Source organism: Pseudomonas sp. TUM25319 (genome assembly GCF_056388475.1).
On record NZ_CM150751.1, the window covers coordinates 757,859 to 770,701 of the forward strand.

At 62.3% G+C, this 12,843-nt stretch carries 11 protein-coding genes; 5 read left to right on the forward strand and 6 right to left on the reverse strand.

Annotated elements, in window-relative coordinates:
• Positions 1–21: 21 nt before the first annotated feature.
• From AC05QJ_RS03665 to AC05QJ_RS03690, 6 genes are all read right to left on the reverse strand, one after another.
• Positions 22–1,200, reverse strand: coding sequence for a BaiN/RdsA family NAD(P)/FAD-dependent oxidoreductase (locus AC05QJ_RS03665; RefSeq protein WP_476745635.1), 1,179 nt, complete (start codon positions 1,198–1,200; stop codon positions 22–24).
• A gap of 113 nt (positions 1,201–1,313) precedes the next feature.
• The gene (dbpA, locus tag AC05QJ_RS03670) at positions 1,314–2,651 is read right to left on the reverse strand and encodes an ATP-dependent RNA helicase DbpA (protein WP_476747863.1); all 1,338 of its coding nucleotides are present in this window, start codon (positions 2,649–2,651) and stop codon (positions 1,314–1,316) included.
• Positions 2,652–2,807: 156 nt separating this feature from the next.
• Entirely contained in the window at positions 2,808–4,367 is a 1,560-nt protein-coding gene (gene mdtD / locus AC05QJ_RS03675) for a multidrug transporter subunit MdtD (protein WP_476747864.1), read from the reverse strand.
• Positions 4,368–4,370: 3 nt separating this feature from the next.
• Complete coding sequence (locus tag AC05QJ_RS03680) at positions 4,371–5,702, reverse strand: TldD/PmbA family protein (protein ID WP_476745636.1); 1,332 nt, start codon at positions 5,700–5,702, stop codon at positions 4,371–4,373.
• Positions 5,702–7,144, reverse strand: a complete 1,443-nt coding sequence (locus AC05QJ_RS03685; protein WP_476745637.1) for a TldD/PmbA family protein — start codon at positions 7,142–7,144, stop codon at positions 5,702–5,704. The genes AC05QJ_RS03680 and AC05QJ_RS03685 overlap by 1 nt, the downstream gene beginning before the upstream one ends.
• Before the next feature lie 31 nt (positions 7,145–7,175).
• Positions 7,176–8,978 (reverse strand): acyl-CoA dehydrogenase, encoded by a 1,803-nt coding sequence (locus tag AC05QJ_RS03690; protein ID WP_476745638.1) that lies wholly within the window; start codon positions 8,976–8,978, stop codon positions 7,176–7,178.
• 325 nt (positions 8,979–9,303) lie between these two features.
• Between AC05QJ_RS03690 and AC05QJ_RS03695 the strand changes: the two genes are divergently transcribed.
• The 5 genes from AC05QJ_RS03695 (at position 9,304) to AC05QJ_RS03715 (ending at position 12,838) form a co-directional block, all read left to right on the forward strand.
• Complete coding sequence (locus AC05QJ_RS03695) at positions 9,304–9,843, forward strand: hypothetical protein (protein WP_476745639.1); 540 nt, start codon at positions 9,304–9,306, stop codon at positions 9,841–9,843.
• A gap of 131 nt (positions 9,844–9,974) precedes the next feature.
• On the forward strand, positions 9,975–10,514 hold the full coding sequence (locus AC05QJ_RS03700) for a hypothetical protein (RefSeq protein ID WP_476745640.1): 540 nt from the start codon (positions 9,975–9,977) through the stop codon (positions 10,512–10,514).
• A 130-nt stretch (positions 10,515–10,644) separates the two neighbouring features.
• Complete coding sequence (locus tag AC05QJ_RS03705; RefSeq protein WP_476745641.1) at positions 10,645–11,259, forward strand: hypothetical protein; 615 nt, start codon at positions 10,645–10,647, stop codon at positions 11,257–11,259.
• Positions 11,260–11,381: 122 nt separating this feature from the next.
• Entirely contained in the window at positions 11,382–11,963 is a 582-nt protein-coding gene (locus AC05QJ_RS03710; protein ID WP_476745642.1) for a hypothetical protein, read from the forward strand.
• Positions 11,964–12,328: 365 nt separating this feature from the next.
• The gene (locus AC05QJ_RS03715; RefSeq protein WP_476745643.1) at positions 12,329–12,838 is read left to right on the forward strand and encodes a hypothetical protein; all 510 of its coding nucleotides are present in this window, start codon (positions 12,329–12,331) and stop codon (positions 12,836–12,838) included.
• Positions 12,839–12,843: the final 5 nt, after the last annotated feature.

Genomic DNA, 12,843 nt, shown 5'->3' on the forward strand with positions numbered 1-12,843 from the left:
AGGCTGATTCTAGCCGGAACTTCAGACGAACTGCGCGGCGGCGTAGGCCGAAGCCCAGGCCCACTGGAAATTGAAACCGCCGAGGTGGCCGCTGACGTCCAGCACCTCGCCGATGAAGTACAGGCCGGGGCTTTTCAGCGACTCCAGAGTCTTGGACGACACTTCGCGGGTATCGACGCCGCCCAGGGTCACTTCGGCGGTGCGATAGCCCTCGGTGCCGGCCGGGACCACCTGCCAGTTGCCCAGTTTGTCGGCCACCTGGGCCAGTTCGGCCGGGGTGTATTGCTTCATCGGCTTGGAGACGAACCAGTGATCGGCCAGCAGGTTGGCCATCTTCTTGGTGAAGATCTCGCCCAGCAGGGTCTTGAGCTCGCTGTTGGGGCGCTCGGCTTGCTGCTGTTGCAGCCAGGCCAGGGCGTCGTGGTCGGGCAGCAGGTTGATCTCGACGGTGTCGCCGGCTTCCCAGAACGAAGAAATCTGCAGGATCGCCGGGCCGCTGAGGCCGCGGTGGGTAAACAGCAGGTTTTCGCGGAAGCTGGTGCCGTTGCAACTGGCGATACAGTCCACCGAGGTGCCGGACAGTTCGGTGCACAGCGCCTTGAGCTGGTCGGTGATGGTGAACGGCACAAGGCCCGCGCGGGTTGGCAGCAGGTTGTGGCCGAACTGGCGGGCCACCTGATAGCCGAAACCGGTGGCGCCCAGGGTCGGGATCGACAGGCCGCCGGTGGCGATCACCAGCGACTGGCACTGGAACGGACCGGCACTGGTTTGCAGCAGGTAGCCGTAGTCGGTTTTCTCGATGTGCTCGATGCGGGTGTCCATGCGCAGGGTGGCGCCGGCGGCGTCGCACTCGTCGAGGAGCATCTGCAGGATGTCGCTGGACTTGTTGTCGCAGAACAGCTGGCCGAGTTTCTTCTCGTGGTACGGCACGCCATGCTTGGCGACCATCTCGATGAAGTCCCACTGGGTGTAGCGGGCCAGGGCCGATTTGCAGAAATGCGGGTTCTGCGAGAGGAAGTTGGCCGGCTCGGTGTACATATTGGTGAAATTGCAGCGACCGCCGCCGGACATCAGGATTTTCTTGCCCGGCTTGTTGGCGTGGTCCAGCAGCACGACCCGGCGGCCGCGCAGGGCGGCGGTGCGGGCGCACATCAGGCCGGCGGCGCCGGCGCCGATGATGATCACATCGGTGGAGTGCATGATTTTTCTCTAGAAAGTTCGAGCCTCATCGCCGGCAACGCCGGCTCCCACAGGTCCAGGGGGCTGCAATCCTTGTGGGAGCCGGCGTTGCCGGCGATGAGGCCCTCAAAGGCTCAAATGATCCGGACCTTGAGCGACCGACCCTTGATCTTGCCGCTGTTGAGCCGCTGCAGCGCCTGCCTGGCAACGCCGCGCTCCACGGCCACATAGGCCTGGAAATCGAAAATCGCGATCTTGCCCACCTGCTTGCCCGGAATGCCGGCATCGCCGGTCAATGCTCCGAGGATGTCGCCAGGGCGCAGCTTGTCCTTGCGGCCGGCGGCGATGCACAGGGTGCTCATCACCGGCACCAGCGGCTCGCCGGCCTTGGCCTTGAGGCTGTCGAGCTGCTCCCAGCGCAGCGGAGTCTTTTGCAGCGCTTCGATGGCCTGGGCACGATGGCCTTCGGCGGGGGCGACGAGGCTGACTGCCAGGCCTTTCTCGCCCGCACGGCCGGTACGGCCGACACGGTGCACATGAATTTCCGCATCACGGGCCAGTTCGACGTTGATCACCATGTCCAGCGCATCGATATCGAGGCCGCGGGCAGCCACGTCGGTCGCAACCAGCACCGAGGTGCTGCGGTTGGCGAACAGGGTCAGGACCTGGTCGCGGTCGCGCTGTTCCAGGTCGCCGTGCAGGGCCTCGGCGGCGATGCCCTTGGACCGCAGGTGATCGACCACCTCCTGGCACTGCTGCTTGGTGAAGCAGAAGGCGACGCACGACTGCGGGCGGAAATGCCCCAGTACGCGGGTGACCGCGCTCAGGCGGTCCTCGGGGTCGACTTCATAGAAATGCTGTTCGATCTGGCTGTCATCGTGCAGCGCCTCGACCTTGACCTGCTGCGGGTTGCGCATGAAGGCGGCGGACAACTGCTTGATGCCGCTCGGGTAGGTGGCGGAGAACAGCAGGGTCTGACGGCGTTCCGGGGTCTGCCCGATGATCTGGGCGATGGCGTCGTAGAAGCCCATGTCGAGCATGCGGTCGGCTTCGTCCAGCACCAGGGTGTTGAGCCCGTCCAGCACCAGGGTGCCTTTGCTCAGGTGCTGCTGCACGCGGCCCGGGGTGCCGACGATGATGTGCGCGCCATGTTCCAGCGAGGCGATCTGCGGGCCGAGGGACACACCGCCACACAGGGTGAGGATCTTGATGTTGTCTTCGGCGCGGGCCAGGCGGCGCAGCTCCTTGGCCACCTGATCGGCCAGCTCGCGGGTCGGGCACAGCACCAGCGCCTGGCAGCCGAAGTAGCGCGGGTTGATCGGGTTGAGCAGGCCGATGCCGAACGCGGCGGTCTTGCCACTACCGGTCTTGGCCTGGGCGATCAGGTCCATGCCCTTGAGGATGACCGGCAGGCTCTGCGCCTGGATCGGCGTCATCTCGGCATAGCCGAGGGCGTCCAGGTTGGCGAGCATGGCCGCAGACAGCGGCAGGGTGGCGAAAGCGGTGGCGGTGGTGGTCACGAGACGGGCCTGCAAAACAAAATGTCGCGCAGTGTACCAGCCTCATGGCCATTCGCCCTGGCTTTGTACGAAAAGGCGCCGAGTGGTGAGGCGCCTTTCGTGCAGGGTTCAGTGATCCATTCCGGCTTCCTGCCGCGGTGCGCGCCGTCCATCGGTCTTCGCCAGTTGCAGGAAGATCGCCGCCGCCAGCATCGCCATCAGGCCGATGGTGACGAAGGTCAGCTGGAACGCGCCCAGGGTGGTTTCCACGCCCTCGGCACTGCCCGCCGCGGTAAAGCCGCCGAGCAGGGCACCGGCGCAGGCGACGCCGAGGCTCAGCGACAGTTGCGCGACCACCGACAGCAGGCTGTTGCCGCTGCTGGCGCTGGCGTCGTCGAGGTCGATCAGGGTCACCGTGTTCATCGCGGTGAACTGCATCGAGTTGATTGCCCCGAGCATCCCGAGCTGGACCAGCAACAGGGCGTGAGGCGTGTGTTCGTCCACCAGCCCCAGGCTCGCCAGCATGATCCCCAGCAGCAGGGTGTTACCGGTGAGAATGGTGCGATAGCCGAAGCGCTCGATCAGCGGCCGGGCGATGGACTTGGCAAGCATCGCCGCTGCAGCCAGCGGGATCATGCTCATCCCGGCCTCGGCCGGCGAGTAGCCCAGCGCCACCTGCAGCAGCAATGGCACGAGGAACGGCAGGGCGCCGCTGCCGAGGCGGGCGAACAGGTTGCCGAGGATACCCACCGAGAAGGTGCGCACGCGGAACAGTCTTGGCGAGAACAGCGGGTTGTCGATGCTGCCGGCCCGCAGCCAGTAGGCTGCCAGGCACGCCATGCCGGCGAACAGCAGCAACATCACCCGCAGGTGCGGCAGGTGCAGTTCGCCCAGCCCTTCCATGGCGATGGTGATCAGCACCATCGCAGCGCCGAACAGGATGAAACCGACGCCGTCGAAGCGGGTACGTTCCGAGCCGCGCAGGTCGGGGATGAACTTCCACACCGCGTAGCAGCCGATCACGCCGACCGGCAGGTTGAGCAGGAAGATCCAGTGCCAACTGAGGATTTCCACCAGCCAGCCGCCCATGGTCGGGCCGATCAGCGGGCCGAGCAGGCCGGGAATGGTGATGAAACTCATGATCCGCACCAGTTCCGAGCGCGGGTAGGCCCGCAGCACCACCAGCCGCCCGACCGGCAGCATCAGCGCGCCGCCGAGGCCCTGGATGATGCGGGCGCCGACCAGCATGCCGAGGCTGTTGGCGATGGCACAGAGCAGCGAGCCGAGGCTGAACAGCAGAATGGCGCCGAAGAACACCCGCTTGGTGCCAAAGCGGTCGGCGATCCAGCCCGAAGCGGGGATCAGCAGGGCCACCGTGAGCATGTAGGCGATGATCACCGACTGCATGCGCAGCGGATCCTCGGCCAGGTCCCGGGCCATCGCCGGCAGGGCCGTGTTGAGGATGGTGCCGTCGAGGGACTGCATGAAAAAGGCGATCGCCACCACCCACGGAATCCAGCGGGCGGTGACGGGGTCGAGCGAGGGGCGTTCGGGCATGGCTGATCCTTGGGCGGTTTTGGGACCGCTATGCGGTCCTTCGCGAGCAAGCTCGCTCCCACAGAAAAGCGAGCTGTCGCTACTCCCTTGTGGGAGCGAGCTTGCTCGCGAAGGGCCGCAAGGCGGCCCCAGTGATCACAACGTCAACGTGAGCCTTTTGACCAGCGCCCCCGGCAAATGACTCGATCCGGTCTGCCGCTGGCCATAGGTGCTGGTGGACAGCATCAGCTCGCGCTCCCGGGTCAGCGCCTCAAGCTGCGACCCCAACAGACTGTAGACGCTGTCATCGAAGCGCATGGTGCTGACCGGGGCCTGGATCTGACCGTTCTCGACCCAGAAGCAGGCGAACCGGGTCAGACCGGTCAAGCGTGCCGCCGGCTGGTCGGAATAATTCAGGTACCACAGGTTGCCGATGTACAGCCCGGTGCCCAGGCGTGCCAGCACATCGGCCTCGGCGAGATCGCCACTCGCCATGCTCAGGCAGCTCGGCGACTCCCAGGGCTCGGCACCGTTGGCCTGGCGCTGGAACTCGGCGGCGCTGCGGGCGTTGGTCAGTTGCTCCAGGGCGCGGCCATGGTCGATCAGGCGCAGGTCGGCGCGGGGATAGCCTTCGTCGGAGAACAGCGGACTGAGCGAGCCGCTGACCTGCTCGGTCATGCTTACGAGTGGGCTCAGTGCCGCCTCGCCGGCGTACAGACGCTGCAACGGACTGTGCTTGTTGGCGATGGCCTGGGCCGAGAACCCGCCCCAGCCGAGCATGCCGACGATCTCGTCGAGGGCGGCCGGCGCCAGGTAGGCACGGTAGTCGCCGGGCGTCAGCGTCTTCAGCGGACGGCCCAGATACTCCAGTTGCTCGCGGGCCTGGGCCAGGCGTCGGGCGAACTGTTCGTCGTCCCATTCCTGTCCGGCGTAGTTGGCCTTCACCGCCTGGCCATTGGCGTGGAACAGGCTCCAGTCGAAGTTGAAACTGTTGGCCTGGTGCCAGCCAACAGCGCCGAAGGAACTGGCGAAGCCGCGGCAGATCGGGCCGACGGCATAGATGCCGACCAGATCCAGGTCGCCGGCACCGGTTGCGATGCGTTCCAGCACCTGGGCGCTGTCGGGCAGCGGCGACTCCTGTTGATGATGGCTTTCCCAGGCGCTGTCGTTGAGCAGCAGGTAGGGATCGGCGGGGATCAGCGGCAGGGTCTGGCGCAACTGGGCGACGGCTTCGGCGAGGCGTTGGCGGTCGATGGCCTCATCGCCGCTCAGGGTCAGGTTGAGCTCGGCCTGACGGCCGTCGGCGATCAGCTTGAGGCTGGCGCTGGACTGCTTCACATCCCCGGCCTGGCGGACACGGGCGTGATTGAAACGGATGAACTGCGAATGCTCGCCGGCGTAGCTCAGGGTGAACTGCTCCGGTGCGGTCACGTTGTTGCGCAGCCAGGCCAACAGGGCCTGGAAGCTGTGCAGGAAGCTGGCGGCCATCAGGCGTCTCCTCCGAATACGTCGATCTGGCTGAACACGCAGGCCGGCGAGGCGTGACCGACCCGCACCACCTGGTTCGGCTCGCCCTTGCCGCAGTTCGGCGTGCCCAGTACCTGGAAGGTGCTGGCATCGCCCACGGCGCTGAGGTTGCGCCAGAAGCCGGCGGAAATGCCCCGGTAATTGGGGTTCTTGACCACGCCCTTGAGCTGGCCGTCTTCGATCAACTGGCCCCACTCGCAGCCAAACTGGAACTTGTTGCGCGCATCGTCGATGGACCACGAGCGGTTGGTACGCATCAGGATGCCGCGCTCGATGCCACCGATCAGCTGGTCGAGTGACTTGTCGCCCGGTTCGATATTCAGGTTGGCCATGCGGTCGATCGGGGCGCGGTTCCAGCCGCAGGCGCGGCTGTTGGCGACCCCTTCCAGTCCCGAGCGGAACTGCGACAGTGCGCCGCCCAGCGGGCGTACCAGCAAGCCGTCGCGGATCAGGAATTGCTTGAACGCAGGCGTGCCCTCGTCGTCGTGGCCGTAGCTGGCCAGTTCCTCGCGGATGTTCGGGTCGAAGGTCACATTGAGCAGCGTGGAGCCGTACTGCAGGTGGCCGAAGTCGCTGGCCTTGACGAAGCTGGTGCCGGCGTAATTGCGCTCGTCGCCGAGGATGCGGTCCATCTCCAGCGGGTGACCGATGGATTCATGGATCTGCAGCATCATCTGGTCCGGCATCAGCAGCAGGTCACGCGGGCCGCTCGGGGTGTTGGGGGCCAGCAGCAGTTGCAGCGCCTCGTCGGCCACCCGGGTGCCGGCACCGACCAGGCCGCAACGCTGGATCACGTCAAGGCCGCCTTGCTGGCCGAAGTTCTCGCGGCCCAGGGTGCGGGTCTGGCTGTCGCCGTTGCCGAAGGCGGTGACGCTGAGGCCGGGGAAGACAAAACGCTGGGCCTGGCGCAGCTCGGCGCCGGCACTGTTGAGGTAGATCTGTTCGACGGTGGTCAGGCCAAGGCTGACCTGCCAGTTGGCCAGGCGCTCGTCGGCCGGCACTGCTGCGGATTCCTGATTGAGCAGGTCGTAGCAGTCGCCAAGGGACGGGAAGGCCTGGTCGAGGTTGGGCGAGCAGTAGTCGGCGCGGGCGGTGGCAATGGGCTGGTCGCGCAGGTCGAGCAGTGAATGGGCAGCGATCTGCCGGGCCAGTGCTTCGGCACGGTCCAGCGCCTGTTGCAGGCCGGCCTGGGACAGGTCGGCGGTGGCGGCGTAGGCTTCCACGCCGCTGACCCGTACGGTGAGCATGGCGCCTTCGTCGCGGCCCAGACTGGGCGGCTCGGCGATGTTCTTGCGTACCGACAGGTGTTGATGGGACTGCTGCACATGGCGCAGGGAGAAGAACTCGCCGCCGCAGCGCAGGCTTGCGAAGCGCTGGCGCAGCGGCGCGGTGGAATCGAACATGCGCGGAACTCCGGATACCGGTGGTTCCCCCTCAGAACCACTCCTCGTGCATGCTCAGGCAGGTGTCGTCACGGGCCTCGAGCAATGCGAGGTCATTATGGCAGGGCGGTACTTCCCAGGTGAGGAAAAACCTCGCCGCCTGCAATTTGCCGCGGTAGAAGTCGCCGTCTGCCGGGTTGCCGGTCGCCAGCCCCTGCTCGGCGTGGATCGCCTGTTCCAGCCAGCGCCAGCCGACCACGCAATGGCCGAAGGCCTTGAGGTACAGCGCCGAGTTGGCCAGGGCGAGGTTGACCTTGCCAGTGGCCAGGTCGCCGAGCAGACCGAGGGTCACGCCCTGCAGGCGGGTGAGCAGTTGCTCCAGCGGCTGGCGCAGGGTGTCCAGCCCTGGATGCTGGTGGGCGTGCTCGCAGGTCCCGGCAATCAGGCGCACCAGTTGTTTGAGGCCGGCGCCACCGTTCTGTGCCAGCTTGCGCCCGAGCAGGTCGAGGGACTGGATGCCGTGGGTGCCTTCGTGGATCGGGTTCAGGCGGTTGTCGCGGTAGTACTGCTCCACCGGGTATTCGCGGGTGTAGCCGTGGCCGCCAAGGATCTGGATCGCCAGTTCGTTGGCCTTGAGGCAGAACTCCGAGGGCCAGGATTTGACGATGGGCGTGAGCAGGTCCAGCAGTTCCTGGGCTTGCTGGCGCGCCTCGGGGCTTTCGGCGGTGTGGCTGTCGTCGAACAGCCGCGCCGCGTACAGGCCGAGATCGAAGGCACCTTCCACATAGGCTTTCTGTGCCAGCAGCATGCGCTTCACATCACTGTGGGCAATGATTGGCACGGCGGCGGTGGACGGGTCCTTGTTGTCCGGCAGCCGGCCTTGCGGGCGCTGGCGGGCGTAGTCGAGGGAGTACAGGTAGCCGGCGTAACCGAGCATCACCGCGCCCATGCCGACGCCGATCCGCGCCTCGTTCATCATCTGGAACATGCACGCCAGGCCCTGGTGAGGCTTGCCCACCAGGTAGCCGACGCAGTTGCCGCTGTCACCGAAGTTCAGTGCGGTGGAGGTGGTGCCGCGCCAGCCCATCTTGTGGAACAGCCCGGCCAGGGTCACATCGTTGCGCGGGCCGAGGCTGCCGTCCGGATTGACCAGGAACTTGGGCACGATGAACAGGGAAATCCCCTTCACCCCGGCAGGCGCGTCCGGCAGCTTGGCCAGGACCATGTGCACGATGTTTTCCGACAGCGGATGGTCGCCGCCGGAAATGAAGATCTTGTTGCCCCGCAGACGGTAGCTGCCATCGGCGGCCGGTTCGGCACGGGTGCGGATATCGGCCAGGGACGAGCCGGCGTGGGGTTCGGTCAGGGCCATGGTGCCGAAGAAGCGGCCGTCGATCATCGGCTGCAGGAACAGGCGCTTCTGCTCCTCGGTGCCGAAGCTCTCGATCAGATTGGCCGCGCCCATGGTCAGGAAGGGGTAGGCCGTGGTCCCGGCGTTGGCCGCCTGGAAATGGGCGAAACAGGCTTGCGACAGCAGCGTCGGCAACTGCATCCCGCCGACGTCGAAATCGCGGTTGGCATTGAGAAAACCGGCTTCGAGGAAGGCCTCCACCGCAGGTTTCACCTCGGGGATCAGCACCGCCTCGCCGTTCTCGTAGCGCGGCTCGTGCTCGTCGCCCTTGCGGTTGTGCGGGGCGAAGTACTTTTCGGCGATGTTGCGAGCGGTGGACAGTGCGGCGTCGAACGTCTCGCGGCTGTGCTCGGCAAAACGCTCGCGCCGGGTCAGCGCCTCGGCGTCCAGCACTTCATAGAGTTCGAACGCCAGATTGCGGGCGCTGAGCAGGGTCTCGGTCATGGCGGCCATTCCTTGTTCGGGGATGGGGCGAGTCTAGGCAGGCGGGGAGGGTGTGCACAGGGAAATAGGTTTGGGTGATGGTGGGGTAGAAGGGGGAGAGCGGCTTTACAGCATTTACAGATCAGGACTTCGGTTCGCGTCGAATCGTCCCTCACTTCGAGAGGAATATACCTACATCATTTTTATTGCTGTAAGTATTTGATGTGCGGTCCATTACAACAGCGGCTGCGATATGTCTACGAGCACCATTTCACCTGAAGTCGAATTACCGACTGATAAATTCAGGCCCCATTTTTATGTGGTTTCGGTCCGAAAGATGGCCATCATGATGTTGCTCACCTGGGGGGTTTACGGAATTTATTGGCATTACAGGAACTGGGCTACCTATAAGCGGGCTACCGGTGACAAGGTGATTCCACTTCTGCGCGCGATTTTTTCGATCTTCTTCCTGTATCCATTGTTGAAACGAATCGACCGGGGGCTGCAGGAGAGGGGCAAAGATCGTCAATGGTCACCGGGGTTACTGGCACTGGGCATTATTCTGACGATCCTGATGGCCAGTCTCTTGCCCGGGCTACTTGATCCTGCACTCAACTCCTTTGGCTGGATAGCTCAGGCGACGCCCGAGGTGGCGCTTCGCAGTTCGGTGCACCTCTACGCGGTTGTCCTCCCGCTTTTTTGTCTTCAGATATGGCTGACAGGGAAGATTCAGCGAGCGATCAACCTTCATGAGGGGGATGAAGCGGGCGGTGGAAACAACAGGATTTCCTGGGTGAACCGGGCATGGTTGGTACCAGGGACTCTTATGTGGGTCACCAATATGTTTTTGCTGATGGTCACGTTCTGGTTGGTTGCTCTGTTCTGAAAGCTTGGTTGGCTGTAAGTCGTCTACTCGTGCTTCGTCAGAACACTCGCTCCCATTCCCGGGAGCGAGCTGACAGCTTTTCACCCGCCACACGAGGTTTCATGAACCGCCCAACCAGACGGTTCCCTCGTATGTCCATTCAGATCGTTTCCCCTGTAAATCGTGAAGCGCGCCCCCGCCCTGTGTTCTATGTGGTGTCGCTGCGCAAGCTGATCATTCTGAATTTCTTCACGGGCGGCCTTTATTGGTTCTTCTGGTTTTTGCGCAACTGGGATCTGTACCGCCGCTCTCGAGGTCCGGAGTTTTCAATGCTGCCAGGTGTGCTCTGGCCGGAGTTCTTCGTCTATATGCTGTTGAATCGGGTGGACAGGCAGATTCGCGTCACCGGACGCGACTATGCATGGTCACCCTGGTGGCTGGCGTTTTTCATGGTGTTGATGTTGCTGTTGTCAGCGACGGTGGCGTTGGTGTCCGTGCCGATAAGCGATGACGGGTTGCTGATTTCGGCGTCGCTGCTGACAGGGGTCCTGTACTACGTGACCTTGTGCAAGGCTCAGCAAGCGATCAATTACTGTGAGGGTGATCCCTACGGAGAAGGAAATGCACAGCTCACACTGGTGAACTGGCTGTGGATCATTGGTTGCACGCTTGGATGGCTGATGCTGGATTGAAATATGGGTGCCTGGAAACTGTAGATGATTGTTTAGGTTTTTCTTTCTGATAAATCAGAATTCACCTACAGCATCATTCGGGAAAGAAGTATCTCATTGGCCACCCTTCAATCAGTCAGGTGTTTTGTTCATGTCCATGAACGCCGTTGCGACAAGTAACGATATGCAACCGCCGCCGGTCCCCATGTTCTACGTGGTGTCCCTGAACAAGCTGGTCGGCTTGATGCTGCTTACCGGCAATCTTTACGCGTTCTACTGGTTCTATCGGAACTGGTCTGCTTATCGGCAAGCGACCGGGGCGAGTGTGATCCCGCTGCTGCGCAGCATCGTTCCTGTTCTTTTCGTTTACCCGTTGTTGAGCAGGGTGGATCGTGGTTTCAGGGATTCGGGTCGTGAATACAATTGGTCGCCCCTGGTACTGAGCCTGGGCATGTGGTTGGTGGTTGTCGTCGGCGGCGTTTCGGGCTGGCTGGCTCCGACTCCGCCCGGGTTGGCTCCTCCGAGTGTTGCGTTCTGGATGCAGGGGCTGCTGGAGATGGTCGTGTACATTGGCTTGATCACCTGGCTGTTTTACCTTGCTCAGCGAGCGATCAACGTCCATGAAGGCGACCCGAAAGGGCAGGCAAACTCGCAAATCACGGCCGCCAACTGGGCCTGGATAGCGCTTGGGGTACTGCTCTGGGTGCTCTATGTTGCAGTAGTGAGCGTAGCTGTATGGAGCTCGTTCTGGTGGGCGAGGATGTGACTCTTCGGTAAAAACAGGGTGGCTTTCGGCTTTTCTTCCAGATTAATCAGAATCTACCTACAGCGTAATTCGTTAAAGAAGTATTTCATTGGCGCCCCTTCAATAAGTCAGGTGTCTTGTTCATGTCCATGAACGCTATTACGCCGAGTAGCGATATTCAGCCGCCGCAGGTACCCATGTTCTACGTGGTGTCTCTAACCAAACTGGTCGGCTTGATGCTGCTCACCAGCAATCTTTACGCTTTTTACTGGTTCTACCGGAACTGGTCTGTTTATCGGAAGGCGACCGGGGCGAGTGTGATCCCGCTGCTGCGCAGCATCGTTCCCGTTCTTTTCGTTTACCCGTTGTTGAGCAGGGTGGACCGTGGATTCAGGGATTCGGGTCGAGAATACAACTGGTCACCGGTGATGTTGAGTCTGGGCATGTGGTTGGTGATTGTCGTCTCCGGCCTTTCGGGCTGGCTGGCTCCTGCGGGGCCCTGGCCGCAGGCACTGTTCCGGTTGGTGGTATACATGGGGGCGATCGCCTGGCTGTTCTGCCTAATCCAGCGAGCGATCAACGCCCATGAAGGAGATCCGAAAGGTCGGACAAACTCGCGGTTCACGGTTGCTAACCTGGCGTGGATAGCGTTGGTCTGGCTGTTCCCTTATGCACTTATGAATCTATTTATATGGGTTATATGGGGTGTGTATCTTTTGGCGTAGAGGTGATTTCTAAGTAAATCTATGGTTCGGGCACCGCTTCGTATAGGGTCTTGGAATGCAATTCGGAGGGTACGGGGAACGCAAGACTGAGGGTGGTCAATTGGCTCTGGATGCTGATCGTTTCTCACGGTGGCTGGTGCTGGGTGATTTATTCATTCAGGACCACGATTATCTAACCCTCGTTTCGACTTCTCTGCTCGAGTTTTCAGACTCGGCCTACAGCGATATCCGAGATAAGAGTATCTGATATACGGCCCTTGAATCATGAGTGTCTGTTTATGCCCACAGGTAAGCCAATGGCTTTGAGTAAACCCAGTAGGGTGATACCGAAGTTCTATGTCGTCTCGATAAGAAAATTGGTCTACATGACTATGTTGACCACCGGCCTCTATGTTTTTTACTGGTTCTATCGCAACTGGGCTGCTTACAGGTATTCCACCGGCAACTATGTCAACCCCATCCTTCGAAGCGTTTTTCCGGTGCTTTTCGTCTACTCCCTGGTCAGCCGGATTGATCAGGCTCTCCAGGATTCCCGGGTCCATTACAACTGGTCGCCCAGGCTTGTGGGGATGGGCATGTGGCTGGTTTTGGTGCTCTGTCTCGGATCAGGCCTTCTGGCTCCCCTGCCCACGGGGGAGCCGAAGCATGACGCGCTTGTGGAGATAAGGCTCACGATCGAAGCGATACTGCAGCTGGCAGGAATGCTCTGGGTCATGTGCAGGATTCAACTGGCGATAAATGTTCTGGAGGGGGATCCCCGGGGCGAGGCGAACTCGCGCTCCACCAGGGCGGGTAACGGATGGATGATGTTCGGTGTCACCCTTTGGATGTTCATTGTCATGGGGCTTGCTTTGAATCTGTCGATTGCTTTCTGATTGGC

Excerpts from the sequence above, each read along its gene's own strand:
- AC05QJ_RS03665 (WP_476745635.1), bottom strand. The coding sequence starts at position 1,200 with ATGCACTCCACCGATGTGATCATCATCGGCGCCGGCGCCGCCGGCCTG.
- dbpA (WP_476747863.1), bottom strand. The coding sequence starts at position 2,651 with ATGCTCGCCAACCTGGACGCCCTCGGCTATGCCGAGATGACGCCGATC.
- AC05QJ_RS03680 (WP_476745636.1), bottom strand. The coding sequence starts at position 5,702 with ATGGCCGCCAGCTTCCTGCACAGCTTCCAGGCCCTGTTGGCCTGGCTG.
- AC05QJ_RS03685 (WP_476745637.1), bottom strand. The coding sequence starts at position 7,144 with ATGTTCGATTCCACCGCGCCGCTGCGCCAGCGCTTCGCAAGCCTGCGC.
- AC05QJ_RS03690 (WP_476745638.1), bottom strand. The coding sequence starts at position 8,978 with ATGACCGAGACCCTGCTCAGCGCCCGCAATCTGGCGTTCGAACTCTAT.
- AC05QJ_RS03695 (WP_476745639.1), top strand. The coding sequence starts at position 9,304 with ATGATGTTGCTCACCTGGGGGGTTTACGGAATTTATTGGCATTACAGG.
- AC05QJ_RS03700 (WP_476745640.1), top strand. The coding sequence starts at position 9,975 with ATGTCCATTCAGATCGTTTCCCCTGTAAATCGTGAAGCGCGCCCCCGC.
- AC05QJ_RS03705 (WP_476745641.1), top strand. The coding sequence starts at position 10,645 with ATGTCCATGAACGCCGTTGCGACAAGTAACGATATGCAACCGCCGCCG.
- AC05QJ_RS03710 (WP_476745642.1), top strand. The coding sequence starts at position 11,382 with ATGTCCATGAACGCTATTACGCCGAGTAGCGATATTCAGCCGCCGCAG.
- AC05QJ_RS03715 (WP_476745643.1), top strand. The coding sequence starts at position 12,329 with ATGACTATGTTGACCACCGGCCTCTATGTTTTTTACTGGTTCTATCGC.